The organism is Pseudomonas sp. 5.2, from assembly GCF_059025405.1.
Genome location: NZ_JBYBHH010000003.1, coordinates 265,951 through 286,838, shown reverse-complemented (window position 1 = coordinate 286,838; position 20,888 = coordinate 265,951). Strand labels below are relative to the sequence as shown.

Sequence of the window (20,888 nt, the reverse complement as noted above, 5' to 3'; positions counted from 1 at the left end):
CGTCGACAAACCCAGGTAACACGCCATGAAACGTACTTTCCAACCAAGCACCATCAAGCGCGCGCGCACTCACGGTTTCCGTGCTCGTATGGCTACCAAGAACGGCCGCGCTGTTCTGTCGCGTCGTCGTGCCAAAGGCCGTAAGCGTCTGGCCATTTGATTTTTCGGCACAGGTGGTGAGTCAGGACTTCAGTCGGGAAAAGCGACTGCTTACACCCCGACATTTCAAAGCGGTCTTCGACTCCCCAACCGGCAAGGTTCCAGGGAAAAACCTGCTGATCCTTGCTCGCGAGAACGGCCTCGATCATCCGCGCCTTGGCCTGGTGATCGGCAAGAAGAGCGTCAAGCTCGCCGTTCAACGCAATCGCCTCAAGCGCTTGATGCGCGATTCCTTTCGTCTGAACCAGCAGATACTCGCTGGCCTGGACATCGTGATCGTCGCGCGCAAGGGATTGGGTGAGGTAGAAAACCCGGAATTGCATCAACACTTTGGCAAGCTCTGGAAACGCCTGGCGCGCAGCCGGCCTTCTCCAGCGGTTAGCGCCGATTCCGCAGGGGTAGACAGCCAAGATGCGTAAACTGGCACTCGTTCCGATCCAGTTTTACCGTTATGCCATCAGTCCTCTGATGGCCAGTCACTGTCGTTTCTTCCCCAGCTGCTCCTGTTACGCTTACGAAGCCATCGAAAACCATGGCTTATGGCGTGGTGGGTGGCTGGCCGTTCGTCGCCTGGGGCGTTGTCATCCGTGGAACGACGGCGGTTTCGATCCCGTTCCACCCGCTCCTTCCTCCCGAACTTCTTCGATAGCCGAGTAATCATGGATATTAAACGCACGATCCTGATCGCCGCGCTGGCAGTCGTGTCCTACGTCATGGTCCTGAAGTGGAACGATGACTACGGCCAAGCTGCCCTGCCGACTCAGAATACTGCTGCCAGCACTGTTGCTCCGGGCTTGCCCGATGGCGTGCCGGCCGGTAACAACGGTGCCAGCGCCGATGTACCGAGCGCCAACGCCGAATCGAGCCCTGCCGAACTGGCACCGGTCGCACTCAGCAAGGATCTGGTCCGCGTCAAGACCGATGTTCTGGAACTGGCTATCGACCCGGTGGGTGGTGACATCGTCCAGCTGAACCTGCCGAAGTATCCACGCCGTCAGGACCACCCGAACATTCCGTTCCAGCTGTTCGACAACGGTGGCGAGCGTGTTTACCTGGCCCAGAGCGGCCTGACCGGCGCCAATGGCCCGGACGCCCGTTCCACGGGTCGCCCGCTGTACGCGGCTGAACAGCGCAACTACCAGCTGGCCGATGGCCAGGAACAACTGGTGGTGGACCTGAAGTTCAGCGACAACGGTGTGAACTACATCAAGCGCTTCAGCTTCAAGCGCGGTGAGTACGACCTGACCGTCAGCTACCTGATCGACAACCAGAGCAGCCAGGCTTGGAGCGGCAACATGTTTGCCCAGCTCAAGCGTGACGCCAGTGGCGATCCGTCTTCGAGCACGGCCACCGGCACCGCGACCTACCTGGGCGCCGCCCTGTGGACAGCTGCCGAGCCGTACAAGAAAGTGTCGATGAAAGACATCGACAAAGGTAGTTTGAAAGAAAATGTGTCCGGCGGCTGGGTCGCCTGGCTGCAGCACTACTTCGTCACTGCCTGGATCCCGGCCAAGTCGGACAACAACGTTGTCCAGACCCGCAAGGACAGCCAAGGCAACTACATCATCGGCTACACCGGCCCAGCCATCAGCGTTCCTGCTGGCGGCAAGGTCGAAACCAGCGCCATGCTGTACGCCGGTCCGAAGATCCAGTCCAAGCTCAAAGAGTTGTCCCCAGGCCTGGAACTGACCGTCGACTACGGCTTCCTGTGGTTCATTGCCCAGCCGATCTTCTGGCTGCTGCAACATATCCACAGCCTGCTGGGTAACTGGGGCTGGTCGATCATCGTCCTGACCATGCTGATCAAAGGCCTGTTCTTCCCGCTGTCGGCTGCCAGCTACCGCTCGATGGCGCGCATGCGTGCCGTGGCGCCGAAGCTCGCTGCGCTGAAGGAACGCTTCGGTGATGATCGCCAGAAGATGTCCCAGGCGATGATGGAGCTGTACAAGAAAGAGAAGATCAACCCGCTGGGTGGCTGCCTGCCGATCCTGGTTCAGATGCCGGTATTCCTGGCCCTGTACTGGGTACTGCTGGAAAGCGTAGAAATGCGCCAGGCCCCATGGATGCTGTGGATCACTGACCTGTCGATCAAGGATCCGTTCTTCATCCTGCCGATCATCATGGGCGCCACCATGTTCATTCAGCAGCGTCTGAACCCGACGCCGCCGGATCCGATGCAGGCCAAGGTAATGAAAATGATGCCAATCATCTTCACCTTCTTCTTCCTGTGGTTCCCGGCTGGCCTGGTGCTGTACTGGGTTGTGAACAACTGCCTGTCGATTTCGCAGCAGTGGTACATCACCCGCCGTATCGAAGCAGCGACCAAAAAAGCTGCTGCTTGACGGGCTGCTAGTCTGTGAATAAAAACGCCCCCTAGTGGGGCGTTTTTGCTATCTGTCGTTTTTGTCGTAGAGGCTTTCGAGCATGAACACTGTGCGTGAGACCATCGCTGCCATCGCTACCGCCCAAGGCCGCGGTGGCGTGGGCATTGTCCGCTTGTCTGGCCCTCTGGCGGCCAAGGCAGGCCAGCTCATCACCGGCCGCACCCTAACGCCTCGCCATGCGCATTACGGGCCCTTCCGTGATGACCAGGGCCTGGTCCTGGACGAAGGCATCGCGTTGTACTTCCCGGGGCCGAACTCGTTCACCGGTGAGGATGTGCTCGAGCTGCAGGGGCATGGTGGGCCGGTGGTCCTCGACATGCTGCTGCAACGCTGTGTACAACTTGGTTGCCGCCTGGCCCGGCCCGGTGAGTTCAGCGAGCGTGCGTTTCTCAACGACAAGCTCGACCTGGCGCAAGCCGAGGCGATCGCCGACCTTATCGAGGCCAGCTCCAGCCAGGCCGCGCGCAATGCCTTGCGTTCGCTACAAGGTGAGTTCTCCAAGCGTGTGCACAGCCTTACCGAAGCGCTGATCGCCTTGCGGATCTATGTCGAAGCGGCGATCGACTTCCCTGAGGAGGAGATCGACTTCCTCGCCGATGGCCACGTGCTGTCGATGCTGGACGCGGTGCGTGGCGAGTTGTCCACAGTGCAACGCGAAGCCGGGCAGGGCGCTTTGCTGCGCGATGGCATGACCGTAGTGATTGCCGGCCGTCCGAATGCGGGTAAATCCAGCCTGCTGAATCGGCTGGCCGGCCGCGAAGCCGCCATCGTTACCGACATCGCCGGCACCACTCGCGACATCCTGCGTGAACATATCCACATCGACGGCATGCCGTTGCATGTGGTCGACACTGCAGGCCTGCGTGATACCGATGACCATGTGGAAAAGATCGGCGTAGAGCGGGCGCTCAAGGCCATTGGCGAAGCGGATCGTGTATTGCTGGTTGTGGATTCCACAGCCCCGGAAGCCGCAGACCCGTTTGCCCTCTGGCCGGAGTTCCTCGATCAGCGGCCAGACCCTGGCAAAGTCACCCTGATCCGCAACAAGGCTGACCTCAGTGGTGAGGCCGTGGGCCTGGAACAGTGTGACGACGGCCATGTGACCATCACCCTCAGCGCCAAGGACGACGACAGTGGCTTGCAGTTGCTGCGCGACCACCTCAAGGCCTGCATGGGTTATGAACAGACCGCCGAGAGCGGTTTCAGCGCCCGCCGGCGCCACCTCGATGCTCTGCGCCAGGCCAGTGATCACCTGGAGCATGGCCGCGCGCAATTGACCCTGGCGGGGGCCGGTGAGCTGCTGGCCGAGGACCTGCGACAGGCTCAGCAGGCCCTGGGAGAGATCACAGGGTCGTTCAGCTCGGATGACCTGTTGGGGCGCATCTTCTCCAGTTTCTGCATCGGTAAGTAATCCACAGGCCTTCAAAAGGCACTCGCAACACCAGGCCGCTCCTCCGGGAGCGGCTTTTTTTTGGGTGTTTGGCGGTGGAGTTTTTACGCCCTTGAGATCGAGCGCCGCCCGCGCGGCGCTTCGCAGCGCAAGGCTGCTCCTACATTTTTATCGGGCCAGTCAATCCTGAGACTGAGGCGCGCGGCCCCTTGGTGCCTAGCTCAATATCGTGTGGAACAAACAAGGCGGTCGCGCGCGCTGGGACAGGCGTTACTGGCCCGAAACCGATGTAGGAGCAGCCTTGTGCTGCGAAGCGCCGCGCGGGCGGCGCTCGATTTACGCCGTCCCTCATAACCCAAGACAAGCACCTGGCTGCCTTCACCCTATCTCGCGGCAAGCAATCGCACCTCTCACCCCAACTTGCTGAACAACCTTTTCGGCCCACCGGCCCGCTGGGACGGTCTGTGGATTGCCGAACGGCTACGGTAATCCGGTTTTTTTCATCAACAGGTACAAAAAAGGCCCAGCTGTACCCTGTGGAAAACCCTCCATCAGCTCTCTTGATAACCCCCTCTTTTTCTTGAGGAAAAAACCGCTTGTGCATAAGTAGCACTTTAATCCACAGGCTAAAGGACGTTATCCAGAGGCCTTATGGCACTTGGATAACAGGGTTTAATTTCTCTGTACACAGCGCCACATAAGGGATCTAGAACCTTATCCACAGAAAGGTGTGTGCATAAGAATAAACATAAAAACAAAGCTTTTTTAAATCTCTCTTCGTTGTTTTTGTTGTCTGCCACTCATCCACAGCCTGATCAAATTTTGCGCAAGCGGTTCCTTTGCAAGGGGGTAAGTCCCTATACTTGTCCGCTTACCTTCTCTATTCGCAAAAACAGGCACGAGGTGCGTGGTGGATTTCCCTTCCCGTTTTGAAGTGATCGTCATCGGCGGCGGCCATGCCGGTACCGAGGCTGCGCTTGCGTCTGCACGCATGGGTGTGAAAACCCTGCTGCTGACCCATAACGTGGAAACCCTCGGTCACATGAGCTGCAACCCCGCGATTGGCGGTATTGGCAAAAGCCATCTGGTCAAAGAGATCGATGCGCTCGGCGGTGCCATGGCATTGGCCACCGACAAGAGCGGCATCCAGTTCCGCGTTTTGAACAACCGCAAAGGCCCGGCCGTACGCGCCACCCGAGCACAAGCTGACCGCGCCATTTACAAGGCTGTGGTTCGCGAAATCCTGGAAAACCAGCCAAACCTGTGGATATTCCAGCAGTCCTGCGATGACCTGATCGTCGAACAGGACCAAGTCAAAGGCGTAGTGACCCAGATGGGCCTGCGCTTCTTCGCCGACTCCGTGGTGCTGACGACCGGGACCTTCCTCGGTGGCCTTATCCACATCGGTTTGCAAAACCATTCCGGCGGTCGCGCCGGCGATCCGCCTTCGATTGCCCTGGCGCACCGCATGCGTGAACTGCCGCTGCGCGTAGGCCGTTTGAAAACCGGTACCCCGCCGCGTATCGATGGCCGGTCGGTAGACTTCTCGGTCATGACCGAGCAACCGGGCGATACGCCGATCCCGGTCATGTCGTTCATGGGCAACGCGCAGATGCACCCGCGCCAGGTGAGCTGCTGGATTACCCACACCAACGCCCGCACCCACGAAATCATCGCGTCGAACCTCGACCGTTCGCCGATGTACTCGGGTGTGATCGAAGGTGTTGGCCCGCGCTACTGCCCATCGATCGAAGACAAGATCCACCGTTTTGCCGACAAGGAAAGCCACCAGGTATTCATCGAGCCGGAAGGCCTGAACACCCATGAGCTGTACCCCAACGGCATCTCGACGTCGCTGCCGTTCGACGTGCAGCTGGAGCTGGTGCGCTCGATTCGCGGCATGGAAAACGCCCACATCGTGCGCCCGGGCTACGCCATCGAGTACGACTACTTCGACCCGCGTGACCTGAAGTACAGCCTCGAGACCAAAGTCATCGGCGGCCTGTTCTTCGCTGGCCAGATCAACGGCACCACCGGTTACGAAGAAGCCGGTGCACAAGGCCTGTTGGCCGGTACCAACGCTGCGCTGCGTGCGCAAGGCCGCAAAAGCTGGTGCCCGCGGCGCGACGAGGCGTACATCGGCGTACTGGTCGACGACCTGATCACCCTGGGTACCCAGGAGCCGTACCGCATGTTCACCTCGCGTGCCGAGTACCGGCTGATCCTGCGCGAAGACAACGCCGACCTGCGCCTGACCGAAAAAGGCCGCGAACTGGGCCTGATCGATGACCAGCGTTGGGCCGCGTTCTGCGCCAAGCGTGATGGCATCGAGCGTGAGGAACAGCGCCTGAAGTCGACTTGGGTTCGCCCGAATACGCCGCAGGGCCAGGCAGTTGTGGATAAGTTCGGCACGCCGTTGAGCCACGAATACAGCCTGCTCAACCTGTTGGCGCGGCCGGAAATCGACTACGCCGGCCTGATCGAGGCCACCGGTGGTGATGAAATTGATCCACAGGTTGCCGAGCAGGTCGAGATCAAGACCAAGTACGCGGGCTACATCGACCGCCAGCAGGACGAAATCGCTCGGCTGCGCGCCAGCGAAGACACCCGCCTGCCTGTGGATATCGACTACACCACGATTTCTGGCCTGTCGAAGGAAATCCAGGGCAAGCTTGGCCAGACCCGTCCCGAGACGTTGGGCCAGGCTTCGCGTATTCCTGGTGTGACACCAGCGGCCATTTCGCTGCTGATGATTCATCTGAAAAAACGCGGCGCAGGCCGCGAATTGGAGCAAAGCGCTTGAGTTCCCTGGTCACCCCGCAACACGCCGAAGAATTGTCCACAGGCGCGCGCCAGCTCGGCATCGAGCTGAGCGCGCAGCAGCACGAGATGCTGCTGGGCTACCTGGCCCTGTTGATCAAATGGAACAAGGCCTACAACCTGACTGCCGTGCGCGATCCGGACGAGATGGTTTCGCGGCATCTGCTCGATAGCCTCAGCGTCATGTCGTTTATCCACAGCGAGCGCGATAACTGGCTGGATGTCGGCAGTGGGGGTGGCATGCCAGGCATACCCTTGGCTATCCTGCACCCGCACAAGCAAGTGACGGTTCTGGACAGCAATGGCAAGAAGACCCGCTTCCTGACCCAAGTCAAAATGGAACTCAAGCTGGACAACCTGCAGGTTATCCACAGCCGGGTCGAGGAGTTCAAACCGGCGCAACCGTTCAGCGGAATCATCTCTCGTGCCTTCAGCAGCATGGAGAACTTCACCAACTGGACCCGCCATCTGGGCGACACCGGGACGCAATGGCTTGCAATGAAGGGGCTGCATCCTGCCGATGAACTGGTAGCATTGCCCGCAGACTTCACAGTGGAAAGCGAGCAGGCCCTGACCGTTCCGGGTTGCCAGGGCCAGCGCCATCTGCTGATACTGCGCCGCAAGGCATGACTGGGAACACGCGCATCAATGGCTAAGGTATTCGCAATCGCGAACCAGAAAGGTGGTGTGGGCAAGACCACCACCTGTATCAATCTCGCCGCTTCGCTGGCCGCGACCAAACGTCGTGTGCTGCTGATCGACCTCGATCCGCAAGGCAACGCCACCATGGGCAGCGGTGTCGACAAGCACGAGCTCGAGCACTCGGTATACGACCTGCTGATCGGGGAATGCGACCTGGCTCAGGCCATGCATTACTCCGAGCACGGTGGTTTCCAGCTGTTGCCGGCCAACCGTGACCTGACCGCCGCCGAAGTGGTGCTGCTGGAAATGCAGGTCAAGGAAAGCCGCCTGCGCAACGCCCTGGCGCCGATCCGCGAGAACTACGACTTCATTCTCATCGACTGTCCGCCGTCGTTGTCGATGCTGACGCTGAACGCGTTGGTGGCCTCCGATGGTGTCATTATCCCCATGCAGTGCGAGTACTACGCACTGGAAGGTCTCAGTGACCTTGTGGATAACATCAAGCGCATCGCCGCCCGGTTGAACCCGGAGCTGAAGATCGAAGGCCTGTTGCGGACCATGTTCGACCCGCGCCTGAGCCTGAACAACGATGTTTCGGCCCAGCTCAAGGAACACTTCGGCGAGCAGCTGTACGACACGGTCATCCCGCGCAACATTCGCCTGGCCGAGGCCCCAAGCTTTGGCATGCCGGCCCTGGCCTACGACAAGCAATCGCGTGGCGCGCTGGCTTATCTGGCCCTGGCTGGGGAACTGGTACGCCGTCAGCGCCGTCCATCCCGCACTGCACAAACAACTTAAGGAATCCGTATGGCCGTTAAGAAACGGGGTCTCGGACGTGGGTTGGATGCACTGCTCAGTGGTCCTTCCGTCAGCGCGCTCGAAGAGCAGGCTGTCAAGATCGACCAGAAAGAACTGCAACACCTGCCGGTCGAGCTGATTCAACGTGGCAAGTACCAGCCGCGTCGCGACATGGACCCGGTGGCGCTGGAAGAACTCGCGCACTCGATCCGCACCCATGGCGTGATGCAGCCGATCGTGGTTCGCCCGATTGCCGACAACCGCTACGAGATCATCGCCGGTGAGCGCCGTTGGCGCGCCACCCAGCAGGCTGGCCTGGACACTGTGCCGGCCATGGTCCGCGAAGTGCCGGACGAAACGGCCATCGCCATGGCGCTGATCGAAAACATCCAGCGCGAAGACCTCAACCCCCTGGAAGAGGCCCTCGCGCTGCAGCGCCTGCAGCAGGAGTTCGAACTGACCCAGCAGCAGGTAGCGGATGCCGTGGGCAAGTCGCGGGTTACCGTGGCCAACCTGCTGCGCCTGATCACCCTGCCTGAAGCGATCAAGACCATGCTCGCCCATGGTGACCTGGAGATGGGTCATGCGCGCGCTTTGCTCGGTCTTGAAGAGCATCGTCAGGAAGAGGGGGCGCGTCATGTTGTCGCACGTGGCCTCACCGTGCGCCAAACTGAGGCACTGGTGCGTCAGTGGCTCAGCGACAAGCCTGATCCGGTCGAACCGAGCAAACCTGATCCGGATATCGCACGCCTTGAACAGCGGCTCGCAGAGCGCCTGGGCTCTGCCGTACAGATCCGTCATGGCAACAAGGGCAAGGGCCAGTTGGTTATTCGCTATAACTCGCTTGACGAGTTGCAAGGCGTCCTTGCTCACATCCGCTGAAACAATTCCTGTTGTAGCGCGCAGTCGGAAATCACTACGAAGAGTTGAATAGGGGTTAATCCACCCCTATACTCTGCGCGCATTTTGTCGGCACAAATTATGCCAAGTCATAGCTGACTTGTTGGTCGACTTCCGAGGAGCAGTTGTGATGGAAATACGCACGCCAAACCGCTTGCCTTTCCATCGCTGGGCGGTTTTTCCGGTACTGCTGACTCAATGTGTTGTACTGCTGTTGGCAACGTTGGTGTTGTGGCAGTGGAAAGGGGCGGTCAGTGGATATTCAGGTCTCTGCGGAGGTTTGATTGCCTGGCTACCCAATGTGTATTTCGCCTGGAAGGCATTTCGCTTCAGCGGAGCCCGGGCAGCGCAGGCCATCGTCAAGTCGTTCTACGCTGGCGAGGCAGGCAAAATGATTTTGACGGCAGTGCTGTTTGCACTGACCTTCGCAGGAGTGAAGCCATTGGCGCCGTTAGCAGTATTCGGCGTCTTCCTGCTGACCCTAATGGTCAGCTGGTTCGCGCCACTGCTAATGAATAAAAGACTTTCGAGACCTTAGGGCGTTTGAGGCAACCATGGCAGCAGAAACCGCTTCGGGCTATATCCAGCACCACTTGCAGAACCTGACCTACGGTCAACTACCAGACGGCAGCTGGGGCTTCGCCCATTCGGCTGCAGAAGCCAAGGCAATGGGCTTCTGGGCGTTCCACCTGGACACCCTGGGCTGGTCCGTTGCGCTGGGTCTGATCTTCCTGTTCATCTTCCGCATGGCGGCGAAGAAGGCGACCTCCGGCCAACCTGGCGGTCTGCAGAACTTCGTCGAAGTGATGGTCGACTTCGTCAACGGCAGCGTGAAGGACTCCTTCCACGGCCGTAGCCCGGTGATCGCACCGCTGGCGCTGACCATCTTCGTCTGGGTATTCCTGATGAACGCCGTCGACCTGGTACCGGTCGACTGGATTCCTCAGCTGGCCATCCTGATCTCCGGTGATCCGCACATTCCGTTCCGCGCCGTGTCGACCACCGACCCGAACGCGACCCTGGCCATGGCTTTCAGCGTGTTCGCCCTGATCATCTTCTACAGCATCAAGGTCAAGGGCCTGGGCGGCTTCCTCGGTGAGCTGACCCTGCACCCGTTCGGCAGCAAGAACATCTTTGTGCAGATCCTGCTGATCCCGGTGAACTTCCTGCTCGAATTCGTCACCCTGATCGCCAAGCCGATCTCGCTGGCCCTGCGTCTGTTCGGCAACATGTACGCCGGTGAGCTGGTGTTCATCCTGATCGCCGTCATGTTCGGCTCCGGCCTGCTCTGGCTGAGCGGCCTGGGTGTGGTGCTGCAATGGGCGTGGGCTGTGTTCCACATCCTGATCATCACCCTGCAAGCTTTCATCTTCATGATGCTGACCATCGTCTACCTGTCGATGGCGCACGAAGATAACCATTAAGACCGCCTGGCGTGTCTGATAGCCTTCCTCGCCGGTACGGGGGGAGGGCTTAAAAAGTCCGCAAGGGCAGCTGTACTCACGATTTGTTTTACCGCTTCAAACTAAAAACCTAACCAATACGACGTAAAAGTCGGGAGGAAAGATGGAAACTGTAGTTGGTCTGACCGCTATCGCTGTTGCTCTGCTGATCGGCCTGGGTGCTCTGGGTACCGCCATTGGTTTCGGCCTGCTGGGCGGCAAATTCCTGGAAGGCGCTGCTCGTCAACCAGAAATGGTTCCGATGCTGCAGGTTAAAATGTTCATCGTTGCCGGTCTGCTCGACGCCGTAACCATGATCGGTGTTGGTATCGCTCTGTTCTTCACCTTCGCGAATCCGTTCGTTGGTCAGATCGCCGGCTAATCACTCGTCACCACGAGTTGATTTGCTGTATGAATTAAGACCGAGCGAGGTGTTGGCGTGAACATTAATGCAACCCTGATTGGCCAATCCGTTGCTTTCCTGATTTTTGTACTCTTCTGCATGAAGTACGTATGGCCTCCGGTCATCACTGCTCTGCAAGAGCGCCAAAAGAAGATTGCCGATGGCTTGGACGCTGCCAACCGCGCAGCTCGCGACCTGGAGCTGGCCCAAGAGAAAGCGGGTCAGCAACTGCGTGAAGCTAAAGCACAGGCAGCCGAAATCATTGAGCAAAGCAAGAAACGCGCTGCTCAGCTTGTCGAGGAAGCCCGTGAACAGGCCCGCGTCGAAGCTGACCGTGTGAAGGCTCAGGCTCTGGCCGAGATCGAACAGGAACTGAACAGCGCTAAAGACGCCCTGCGTGCCCAAGTGGGTGCTCTGGCCGTTGGCGGTGCTGAAAAGATCCTTGGCGCCACAATCGATCAAAACGCGCATGCGGAGCTGGTTAACAAACTGGCCGCTGAAATTTAAGCGAGGGCGATCATGGCAGAACTGACCACGTTGGCCCGACCTTACGCTAAGGCTGCCTTTGAGCATGCCCAGGCCCATCAGCAACTGGCCAATTGGTCAGCCATGCTCGGCCTGGCTGCTGCGGTGTCGCAAGACGACACCATGCAGCGCCTGCTCAAGGCCCCGCGACTGACGAGCGCAGAAAAGGCCGCCACGTTCATTGACGTGTGCGGTGACAAGTTCAATGCACAGGCACAGAATTTCATTCATGTTGCCGCGGAAAACGACCGTCTCCTGCTTCTGCCGGAGATTGCCGCTCTGTTCGACCTGTACAAGGCCGAGCAAGAGAAATCCGTGGACGTGGAAGTCACCAGTGCCTTCGCGTTGAACCAAGAACAGCAAGACAAACTCGCCAAGGTTCTCAGTGCACGGTTAGGCCAGGAAGTGCGCCTGCACGCGTCGGAGGATGCCAGCCTGATTGGCGGCGTCGTCATCCGCGCTGGTGACCTGGTAATCGATGGCTCTGTTCGCGGCAAAATCGCGAAACTGGCCGAAGCATTGAAATCTTGAGTTTGAAGGGGCAGCAGAGCAATGCAGCAACTCAATCCTTCCGAAATTAGTGAAATCATCAAGGGCCGCATCGACAACCTCGATGTGAGCTCCCAAGCCCGTAACGAAGGTACCGTCGTTTCGGTTTCCGACGGTATCGTGCGGATCCACGGTCTGGCCGACGTCATGTACGGCGAAATGATCGAGTTCCCTGGCGGCGTCTACGGCATGGCCCTGAACCTGGAGCAAGACTCCGTAGGTGCAGTGATCCTGGGTGCATACGACACCCTCGCCGAAGGCATGAGCGCCAAGTGCACCGGCCGCATCCTGGAAGTTCCGGTTGGTAAGGAACTGCTGGGTCGCGTCGTCGACGCACTGGGCAACCCGATCGACGGCAAAGGCCCGCTGGGCAACACCGAGACCGACGCGGTCGAGAAAGTTGCTCCAGGCGTGATCTGGCGTAAGTCGGTAGACCAGCCTGTACAGACTGGCTACAAGTCCGTTGACGCCATGATCCCTGTCGGCCGTGGCCAGCGTGAGCTGATCATCGGTGACCGTCAGATCGGCAAGACCGCCATGGCCATCGACGCCATCATCAACCAGAAAGACTCCGGTATTTTCTGTGTGTATGTTGCTGTCGGCCAGAAGCGTTCCACCGTTGCCAACATCGTTCGCAAGCTGGAAGAAAACGACGCACTGAAGAACACCATCGTGGTGGTTGCCAGTGCTTCGGAATCCGCCGCACTGCAATTCCTGGCGCCATACGCCGGTTGCACCATGGGCGAGTTCTTCCGTGACCGCGGTGAAGACGCACTGATCGTTTACGATGACCTGTCCAAGCAGGCCGTTGCCTACCGTCAGATCTCCCTGCTGCTGCGCCGTCCACCAGGACGTGAAGCGTACCCAGGCGACGTGTTCTATCTCCACTCCCGTCTGCTGGAGCGTGCATCGCGCGTTTCGGAAGAGTACGTCGAGAAGTTCACCAACGGTGCTGTGACTGGCAAAACCGGTTCCCTGACCGCGCTGCCGATCATCGAAACCCAGGCTGGCGACGTTTCCGCGTTCGTTCCGACCAACGTGATCTCGATCACCGACGGTCAGATCTTCCTGGAATCGGCCATGTTCAACTCGGGCATCCGCCCTGCAGTGAACGCCGGTGTTTCGGTATCCCGCGTAGGTGGTGCCGCTCAGACCAAGATCATCAAGAAGCTGTCCGGTGGTATTCGTACCGCTCTGGCTCAGTACCGTGAACTGGCTGCATTCGCCCAGTTCGCTTCCGATCTGGACGAAGCGACCCGCAAGCAGCTGGAGCATGGTCAGCGCGTTACCGAGCTGATGAAGCAGAAGCAGTACGCGCCAATGTCCATCGCGGACATGGCCCTGTCGCTGTACGCCGCTGAGCGTGGTTTCCTGACTGACGTAGAAGTCTCCAAGATCGGTAGCTTCGAGCAAGCACTGATCGCCTTCTTCAACCGTGATCACGCTGAACTGATGGCGAAGATCAACGTGAAGGGTGACTTCAACGACGAAATCGACGCTGGCCTGAAAGCCGGTATCGAGAAGTTCAAGGCCACCCAGACCTGGTAAGCCGCAGCGGGGGCCCAGGCCCCCGCTTGCTAACCTGATAGGTGATACATGGCAGGCGCAAAAGAGATTCGCAGTAAGATTGCGAGCATCAAAAGCACGCAAAAAATTACCAGCGCCATGGAGAAAGTGGCGGTCAGCAAAATGCGCAAGGCACAAATGCGCATGGCTGCTAGCCGTCCTTACGCGGAGCGTATCCGCCAGGTGATCGGTCATCTGGCCAACGCCAACCCGGAATACCGCCACCCTTTCATGATCGAGCGCCCTGTTAAGCGCACCGGTTATATCGTGGTGAGCAGTGACCGTGGTCTGTGCGGTGGCTTGAACACCAACCTGTTCAAGGCCCTGGTCAAGGACATGAACGCAAACCGCGAACAGGGCGTGGAAATCGACCTGTGCGTGATCGGCAGCAAGGGTGCGACTTTCTTCCGCATCTTTGGCGGCAACGTCGTAGCCGCGATCAGCCACCTGGGCGAAGAGCCATCGATCAACGATCTGATCGGCTCCGTCAAAGTGATGCTGGACGCCTACCTGGACGGCCGTATCGATCGCCTCTCCGTGGTTTCGAACAAGTTCATCAATACCATGACCCAGAAGCCAACGGTCGAGCAATTGGTACCGTTGGTGGCAACCCCGGATCAGGATCTCAAGCATCACTGGGATTACCTGTACGAACCCGACGCAAAAGAGCTGCTGGACGGCTTGATGGTGCGTTATGTGGAGTCGCAGGTATACCAGGCGGTGGTCGAGAACAACGCTGCTGAACAAGCGGCCCGGATGATCGCCATGAAGAACGCCACAGACAACGCCGGTGATTTGATCAAAGAGCTTCAGTTGATCTACAACAAGGCGCGTCAGGCTGCGATCACCCAGGAGATCTCGGAAATCGTCGGCGGCGCTGCCGCGGTTTAACGGTTCACATATTCAGAGGATCCAGCTATGAGTAGCGGACGTATCGTTCAAATCATCGGCGCCGTCATCGACGTGGAATTCCCACGTGACGTCGTGCCGAGTGTATACAACGCGCTGAAAGTACAAGGCGCGGAAACCACCCTCGAAGTTCAGCAGCAGCTGGGCGACGGCGTGGTTCGTACTATTGCGATGGGCTCGACCGAAGGCTTGAAGCGCGGTCTGGATGTCGTCGACACCGGCGCTGCCATTTCCGTTCCTGTTGGTAAGGCCACCCTGGGCCGTATCATGGACGTACTGGGCAACCCGATCGACGAAGCCGGCCCGATCGGTGAAGAAGAGCGTCGCGGTATCCACCAGCCAGCGCCTTCGTTCGCTGACCAGGCAGGCGGCAACGACCTGCTGGAAACCGGCATCAAGGTTATCGACCTGGTTTGCCCGTTCGCCAAGGGTGGTAAAGTTGGTCTGTTCGGTGGTGCCGGTGTCGGCAAGACCGTAAACATGATGGAACTGATCCGTAACATCGCCATGGAACACAGCGGTTACTCCGTGTTCGCTGGTGTGGGTGAGCGTACTCGTGAGGGTAACGACTTCTACCACGAGATGAAGGACTCCAACGTTCTCGACAAAGTAGCGCTGGTCTACGGTCAGATGAACGAGCCACCAGGAAACCGTCTGCGCGTAGCGCTGACCGGCCTGACCATGGCTGAGAAGTTCCGTGACGAAGGTAACGACGTTCTGCTGTTCGTCGACAACATCTATCGTTACACCCTGGCCGGTACTGAAGTATCCGCACTGCTGGGCCGTATGCCTTCGGCAGTAGGTTACCAGCCGACCCTGGCTGAAGAGATGGGCGTTCTGCAAGAGCGCATCACCTCCACCAAGGAAGGTTCGATCACCTCCGTCCAGGCCGTATACGTACCTGCGGACGACTTGACCGACCCGTCGCCAGCGACCACCTTCGCCCACTTGGACGCCACCGTCGTTCTGTCCCGTGACATCGCCTCCCTGGGTATCTACCCAGCGGTCGACCCACTGGACTCGACTTCGCGCCAGCTGGACCCGAACGTGATCGGCAACGAGCACTACGACACCGCGCGTGGCGTTCAGTATGTTCTGCAGCGCTACAAAGAGCTGAAAGACATCATCGCCATCCTGGGTATGGACGAACTGTCCGAGACCGACAAGCAACTGGTAGCCCGCGCTCGTAAGATCCAGCGCTTCCTGTCGCAGCCGTTCTTCGTGGCCGAAGTCTTCACCGGTTCGCCAGGCAAGTACGTTTCCCTGAAAGACACCATCGCTGGCTTCAGCGGCATCCTCAAAGGTGACTACGACCACCTGCCAGAACAAGCGTTCTACATGGTCGGCAGCATCGACGAAGCGATCGAGAAAGCCAAGAAACTGTAATTCCTGCGCCCCGCAAGGGGCGCTATCAGGTTGAGGCAAGCAGATGGCTATGACAGTCCATTGCGATATCGTCAGCGCGGAAGGAGAGATTTTCTCCGGTCTGGTCGAGATGGTGGTTGCGCACGGTAACCTGGGTGATCTTGGTATCGCTCCGGGCCACGCGCCGCTGATCACCAATCTGAAGCCAGGTCCGATCACGCTGACCAAGCAGGGTGGCGCCCAAGAGGTGTTTTACATCTCTGGTGGTTTCCTCGAGGTTCAGCCGAACATGGTCAAGGTGCTTGCCGATACCGTGCAACGTGCTGCAGACCTGGATGAAGCTCAGGCTCAGGAAGCCCTCAAGGCTGCCGAGAACGCCCTGAATCTGAAAGGCGCGGACTTCGACTACGGCGCCGCCGCCGCACGTCTGGCCGAGGCCGCAGCTCAGCTGCGTACCGTCCAGCAAATGCGCAAAGGCAAGTAATCGGCCCTGGGCTGATCACTTCTGTTGCGATTGAGTAAAAGGGTAGCCTCGGCTACCCTTTTTCTTTTTCCGAATTTCTCCCCCCGGTCATTTCACTGACCGCCCAGGATTGGTAGCCAGTAATGTCACTCGATATCGTTATTCTCGCCGCCGGCCAAGGTACCCGCATGCGCTCGGCGCTGCCCAAGGTGCTGCACCCGGTTGCCGGCAACTCCATGCTTGGCCATGTTATCCACAGCGCGCGTCAACTCCAGCCGCAAGGTATCCACGTGGTCATTGGCCATGGTGCCGAGCAGGTGCGTGAGCGCCTGGCAGCTGACGATCTGAACTTTGTCATGCAGGACAAGCAGCTGGGTACAGGCCATGCCGTGGCCCAGGCGCTGCCAGCATTGACCGCTGACACCGTACTGGTGCTGTACGGTGATGTGCCGTTGATCGAAGTGGAGACCTTGCAGCGCCTGTTGGCCAAGGCCAATGATCAACAGCTGGGCTTGCTCACGGTCACCCTCGAAGACCCGACCGGCTATGGCCGTATCGTGCGTGACGAGCAGGGCAAGGTGACGGCCATCGTTGAGCACAAGGATGCCAGCGACGCGCAGAAAGCGATCAAGGAAGGCAACACCGGCATTCTGGCCCTGCCTGCGGCGCGCCTGGCGGACTGGATGAGCCGCTTGTCGAATAACAATGCCCAAGGCGAGTACTACCTGACCGACGTCATCGCCATGGCGGTGTCCGATGGCTTGGTGGTTGCCACCGAGCAACCTGAAGACCCGATGGAAGTGCAGGGCGCCAACGACCGTCGCCAGCTGTCCGAGCTCGAGCGCCACTATCAGCTGCGCGCAGGCCGCCGCCTGATGGCCCAGGGCGTCACCCTGCGTGACCCGGCGCGGTTCGATGTACGGGGTGAAGTGACCGTTGGTCGCGATGTGCTGATCGACATCAACGTGATCCTCGAAGGCCAGGTGGTCATCGAAGACGGCGTAGAGATCGGCCCCAACTGCGTGATCAAGAACAGCACCCTGCGCAAGGGTGTGGTGGTCAAGGCAAACAGCCACATCGAAGGTGCGGTGATGGGTGAGGGCAGCGACGCCGGCCCGTTCGCTCGCCTGCGCCCAGGCAGTGTGCTGGATGCCAAGGCCCATGTGGGTAACTTCGTCGAGCTGAAAAACGCTCACTTGGGCGAAGGCGCCAAGGCAGGCCACCTGAGCTACCTGGGCGACGCCGAAATTGGCGCGCGCACCAACATCGGCGCTGGCACCATCACCTGCAACTATGATGGCGCCAACAAGTTCAAGACCGTGATGGGTGAGGACGTGTTCATCGGTTCGAACAACTCACTGGTGGCGCCTGTGGAAATCAAGGCCGGCGCGACCACGGCAGCCGGTTCGACTATCACCCAGACCGTCGAAGCCGCCGACCTGGCTGTGGGCCGCGCGCGCCAGCGAAACATCTCGGGCTGGAAGCGGCCGGAGAAGATTAAGAAGAGCTGAGTTATACACAGCTGTTCGATCGAAAGCCGACTTATGTGAATAAGTCGGCTTTTCTTTGGGGGGTGAGTTTGCGCTCCTACAGGGGACGAAACTATCCACAGGGCAGCAACTGCTTGACGAAACGAGCGTCTTAGGTTTTGATTGCAACCATTATCTTTCGAAACGAAACTTAAGCGCTCATGTCGAAACGTAACACGCCTCAACGCCGCCACAACATCCTGGCCATGCTCAGTGAGCAAGGGGAGGTGAGTGTGGATGCATTGGCCAAGCGCTTCGAAACCTCGGAAGTGACCATTCGCAAAGACCTCGCCGCCCTGGAAACCAACGGCCTGTTGCTACGCCGCTATGGCGGTGCGGTACCGGTGCCGCAAGAGCTGCTCGGTGAGCCGGCCCAGCCCGTGTCTGCCTACAAGAAGGCCATTGCCCGCGCGGCGGTAGGGCGTATCCGCGAACATGCGCGGATCATCATCGACAGTGGCAGCACCACTGCCGCGATGATTCCCGAGCTGGGCCGACAGCCTGGCCTGGTGGTGATGACCAATTCCTTGAACGTGGCCCGCGCCATCAGCGATCTCGAGCATGAGCCTGTATTGCTGATGACCGGTGGTACCTGGGACCCGCACTCCGAGTCGTTCCAGGGGCAGGTTGCCGAGCAGGTGCTGCGCTCCTACGATTTCGATCAGCTGTTCATCGGTGCCGATGGCATCGACCTCAACCGGGGCACCACCACCTTCAATGAGCTGCTGGGCTTGAGCCGAGTCATGGCCGAGGTCGCCCGTGAGGTGATCGTGATGGTCGAGTCCGACAAGGTGGGGCGCAAGATCCCTAACCTTGAGCTGCCGTGGGGCAGCGTGAATACCCTCATTACTGACGAACGCCTGCCCGCAGCGGCACGCGAACAAATTCAAGCCCGCGGCATCAACCTGATTTGCGCCGCGATCAGCCAGGAGCAATGAACATGTGTGGAATCGTTGGTGCCGTAGCCGAACGTAATATCACCGCCATCCTGATCGAAGGCCTCAAGCGCCTTGAGTACCGCGGGTACGACAGTGCCGGCCTGGCGGTCTACAGCCAGCAGGGTGGCCTGGAGCGCCGCCGCCGGATTGGCAAGGTCAGCGAGCTGGAAGCTGCCGTGGCCGCCGAGCCGCTTGTCGGCCAGCTGGGTATCGCTCACACGCGTTGGGCTACCCACGGCGCGCCAACCGAAGGCAATGCCCACCCACACTTCTCGGGCAGTGAATTGGCGGTCGTGCACAACGGCATCATCGAGAACCACGAAGAACTGCGTGAAGAGCTCAAAGGCCTCGGCTACGTGTTCACCTCGCAGACCGATACCGAAGTCATCGTCCACCTGATCCACCACACGCTCAAGACCGTTACAGACCTGACCGACGCGCTGAAGGCTGCGGTGAAGCGCCTGCACGGTGCTTATGGCCTGGCCCTGATCAGCGCTAAACAGCCAGACCGCCTGGTAGCTGCCCGCAGCGGCAGCCCGCTGGTGATCGGCCTGGGCCTTGGCGAGAACTTCCTGGCCTCGGACCAGCTGGCCCTGCGCCAGGTCACCGACCGTTTCATGTACCTGGAAGAAGGCGATATCGCTGAAATCCGCCGTGACCAGGTCAGCATCTGGGACCAGGCTGGCAACAAGGTCCAGCGTGAAACCGTGCAGTATCACGAAGGTGCAGAAGCGGCGGACAAAGGTAACTACCGTCACTTCATGCTCAAGGAAATCCACGAGCAGCCAAGCGTGGTCCAGCGCACCCTGGAAGGCCGTTTGGGCAAAGACCACGTGCTGGTACAGGCCTTTGGCCCGAAAGCCGCCGACCTGTTCGCCAAAGTGCGCAACGTACAGATCGTTGCCTGCGGCACCAGCTACCACGCCGGTATGGTCGCCCGTTACTGGCTGGAGAGCCTGGCCGGCATCCCTTGCCAGGTCGAAGTCGCCAGCGAGTTCCGCTACCGCAAGGTGGTGGTGCAGCCCGACACCCTGTTCGTCTCGATCTCGCAATCCGGTGAGACTGCCGACACCCTGGCTGCCCTGCGCAACGCCAAGGAGCTGGGCTTCCTCGGCAGCCTGGCGATCTGCAACGTCGGCATCAGCTCGCTGGTGCGTGAATCCGACCTGACCCTGCTGACCCTGGCTGGCCCGGAAATCGGTGTTGCTTCGACCAAGGCGTTCACCACCCAGCTGGTCTCGCTGATGATGCTGACCCTGGCCCTGGGCCAGGTACGCGGCACCCTCGAAGCCGGTGTCGAAGCCGAGCTGGTTGAAGAATTGCGTCGCCTGCCGGCCCGCCTGGGCGAGGCACTGGCCATGGACGCAACTGTCGAGAAGATCGCCGAGCTGTTCGCCGACAAGCACCACACCCTGTTCCTCGGCCGCGGCGCCCAGTACCCGGTAGCGATGGAAGGCGCGCTCAAGCTCAAGGAAATCTCCTACATCCACGCCGAAGCCTACCCGGCAGGTGAGCTGAAGCACGGCCCGCTGGCACTTGTGGATAACGACATGCCAGTCGTGACTGTGGCGCCGAACAACGAACTGCTGGAGAAGCTCAAGTCCAACCTGCAGGAAGTGCGTGCCCGTGGCGGTGAGTTGGTAGTGTTTGCCGACGAGCACGCTGGCATGACCAATGGTGAAGGCACCCACGTGATCAAGGTGCCGCACATCGCTGACGCCCTGGCGCCGATCCTGTACACCATCCCGCTGCAGTTGCTGTCGTACTACGTGGCGGTGCTCAAGGGCACCGACGTTGACCAGCCGCGTAACTTGGCGAAGTCGGTGACGGTGGAATAAACCGACGGGCAACCGTTAAAAAGCACCGGCCCCGCTGTGATCAACAGCAGGTACTGGTGCTTTTTTGCGCAGTAAAACGGTTTTTGGTATAACTTTCGGCCGGTTCAAGGGATTGAACACATTCAAACGCGCCTCAAAGGAATGACTGATGCCTGCTGTCCCCCCTTCTTACTTCGCTGCCGCCGTCGTCCTGATCGGTAGTGCCCGATTTTCCGCAAGTCAGCCCAACGCATAGCCATCGCCTATTCACCACGCCTGCATGTGCCCG

21 protein-coding genes are annotated in these 20,888 nt (G+C 59.5%); all 21 read left to right on the top strand.

The genetic code is table 11. From position 1 onward, the window contains the following. Positions 1–25: 25 nt before the first annotated feature. The 21 genes from rpmH to glmS all read left to right on the top strand — a co-directional run bounded on the left by rpmH (position 26) and on the right by glmS (position 20,620). A complete protein-coding gene (rpmH, locus tag AC5PZ0_RS07125; protein WP_003253163.1) occupies positions 26–160 on the top strand; it encodes a 50S ribosomal protein L34 in 135 nt (44 codons plus the stop codon). A gap of 13 nt (positions 161–173) precedes the next feature. Then, positions 174–578 carry a ribonuclease P protein component gene (gene rnpA / locus AC5PZ0_RS07120; protein WP_077068714.1) on the top strand — a complete coding sequence of 135 codons (405 nt, stop codon included), beginning with the start codon at positions 174–176 and terminating at the stop codon, positions 576–578. Then, positions 571–816 carry a membrane protein insertion efficiency factor YidD gene (gene yidD / locus AC5PZ0_RS07115; RefSeq protein WP_075046823.1) on the top strand — a complete coding sequence of 82 codons (246 nt, stop codon included), beginning with the start codon at positions 571–573 and terminating at the stop codon, positions 814–816. Before rnpA ends, yidD begins: the two co-directional genes overlap by 8 nt. Before the next feature lie 2 nt (positions 817–818). Beyond that, positions 819–2,501, top strand: a complete 1,683-nt coding sequence (gene yidC, locus AC5PZ0_RS07110) for a membrane protein insertase YidC (protein WP_027592071.1) — start codon at positions 819–821, stop codon at positions 2,499–2,501. 82 nt (positions 2,502–2,583) lie between these two features. Further along, the gene (gene mnmE, locus AC5PZ0_RS07105; protein WP_265967489.1) at positions 2,584–3,954 is read left to right on the top strand and encodes a tRNA uridine-5-carboxymethylaminomethyl(34) synthesis GTPase MnmE; all 1,371 of its coding nucleotides are present in this window, start codon (positions 2,584–2,586) and stop codon (positions 3,952–3,954) included. An 889-nt stretch (positions 3,955–4,843) separates the two neighbouring features. After that, entirely contained in the window at positions 4,844–6,736 is a 1,893-nt protein-coding gene (mnmG, locus tag AC5PZ0_RS07100; RefSeq protein ID WP_493854584.1) for a tRNA uridine-5-carboxymethylaminomethyl(34) synthesis enzyme MnmG, read from the top strand. Beyond that, positions 6,733–7,383, top strand: coding sequence for a 16S rRNA (guanine(527)-N(7))-methyltransferase RsmG (gene rsmG, locus AC5PZ0_RS07095; protein WP_099430842.1), 651 nt, complete (start codon positions 6,733–6,735; stop codon positions 7,381–7,383). The genes mnmG and rsmG overlap by 4 nt, the downstream gene beginning before the upstream one ends. 18 nt (positions 7,384–7,401) lie before the next feature. Next, the gene (locus AC5PZ0_RS07090; protein WP_027592075.1) at positions 7,402–8,193 is read left to right on the top strand and encodes a ParA family protein; all 792 of its coding nucleotides are present in this window, start codon (positions 7,402–7,404) and stop codon (positions 8,191–8,193) included. Positions 8,194–8,202: 9 nt separating this feature from the next. After that, positions 8,203–9,075, top strand: a complete 873-nt coding sequence (locus AC5PZ0_RS07085) for a ParB/RepB/Spo0J family partition protein (RefSeq protein WP_027592076.1) — start codon at positions 8,203–8,205, stop codon at positions 9,073–9,075. 148 nt (positions 9,076–9,223) lie between these two features. Further along, complete coding sequence (locus tag AC5PZ0_RS07080) at positions 9,224–9,631, top strand: F0F1 ATP synthase subunit I (RefSeq protein WP_027592077.1); 408 nt, start codon at positions 9,224–9,226, stop codon at positions 9,629–9,631. A gap of 16 nt (positions 9,632–9,647) precedes the next feature. Continuing rightward, a complete protein-coding gene (gene atpB, locus AC5PZ0_RS07075; protein WP_493854583.1) occupies positions 9,648–10,517 on the top strand; it encodes a F0F1 ATP synthase subunit A in 870 nt (289 codons plus the stop codon). A gap of 142 nt (positions 10,518–10,659) precedes the next feature. Continuing rightward, entirely contained in the window at positions 10,660–10,917 is a 258-nt protein-coding gene (atpE, locus tag AC5PZ0_RS07070; protein ID WP_003097235.1) for a F0F1 ATP synthase subunit C, read from the top strand. Positions 10,918–10,974: 57 nt separating this feature from the next. Further along, entirely contained in the window at positions 10,975–11,445 is a 471-nt protein-coding gene (locus AC5PZ0_RS07065; RefSeq protein ID WP_003253189.1) for a F0F1 ATP synthase subunit B, read from the top strand. Between the two features lie 12 nt (positions 11,446–11,457). Next, positions 11,458–11,994 (top strand): F0F1 ATP synthase subunit delta, encoded by a 537-nt coding sequence (locus tag AC5PZ0_RS07060; RefSeq protein WP_003253191.1) that lies wholly within the window; start codon positions 11,458–11,460, stop codon positions 11,992–11,994. Positions 11,995–12,015: 21 nt separating this feature from the next. Next, the gene (gene atpA / locus AC5PZ0_RS07055) at positions 12,016–13,560 is read left to right on the top strand and encodes a F0F1 ATP synthase subunit alpha (protein WP_099430841.1); all 1,545 of its coding nucleotides are present in this window, start codon (positions 12,016–12,018) and stop codon (positions 13,558–13,560) included. A gap of 48 nt (positions 13,561–13,608) precedes the next feature. Further along, positions 13,609–14,469, top strand: a complete 861-nt coding sequence (atpG, locus tag AC5PZ0_RS07050; protein ID WP_016489911.1) for a F0F1 ATP synthase subunit gamma — start codon at positions 13,609–13,611, stop codon at positions 14,467–14,469. A gap of 27 nt (positions 14,470–14,496) precedes the next feature. Beyond that, positions 14,497–15,873, top strand: coding sequence for a F0F1 ATP synthase subunit beta (gene atpD / locus AC5PZ0_RS07045; RefSeq protein WP_016489910.1), 1,377 nt, complete (start codon positions 14,497–14,499; stop codon positions 15,871–15,873). A gap of 43 nt (positions 15,874–15,916) precedes the next feature. Next, on the top strand, positions 15,917–16,336 hold the full coding sequence (locus AC5PZ0_RS07040) for a F0F1 ATP synthase subunit epsilon (protein WP_016489909.1): 420 nt from the start codon (positions 15,917–15,919) through the stop codon (positions 16,334–16,336). Between the two features lie 122 nt (positions 16,337–16,458). Then, complete coding sequence (glmU, locus tag AC5PZ0_RS07035; protein ID WP_027592079.1) at positions 16,459–17,826, top strand: bifunctional UDP-N-acetylglucosamine diphosphorylase/glucosamine-1-phosphate N-acetyltransferase GlmU; 1,368 nt, start codon at positions 16,459–16,461, stop codon at positions 17,824–17,826. Positions 17,827–18,005: 179 nt separating this feature from the next. Beyond that, positions 18,006–18,782 (top strand): DeoR/GlpR family DNA-binding transcription regulator, encoded by a 777-nt coding sequence (locus AC5PZ0_RS07030; RefSeq protein ID WP_027592080.1) that lies wholly within the window; start codon positions 18,006–18,008, stop codon positions 18,780–18,782. A 2-nt stretch (positions 18,783–18,784) separates the two neighbouring features. Then, a complete protein-coding gene (gene glmS, locus AC5PZ0_RS07025) occupies positions 18,785–20,620 on the top strand; it encodes a glutamine--fructose-6-phosphate transaminase (isomerizing) (RefSeq protein ID WP_454242734.1) in 1,836 nt (611 codons plus the stop codon). The last annotated feature ends 268 nt before the right edge of the window (positions 20,621–20,888 follow it).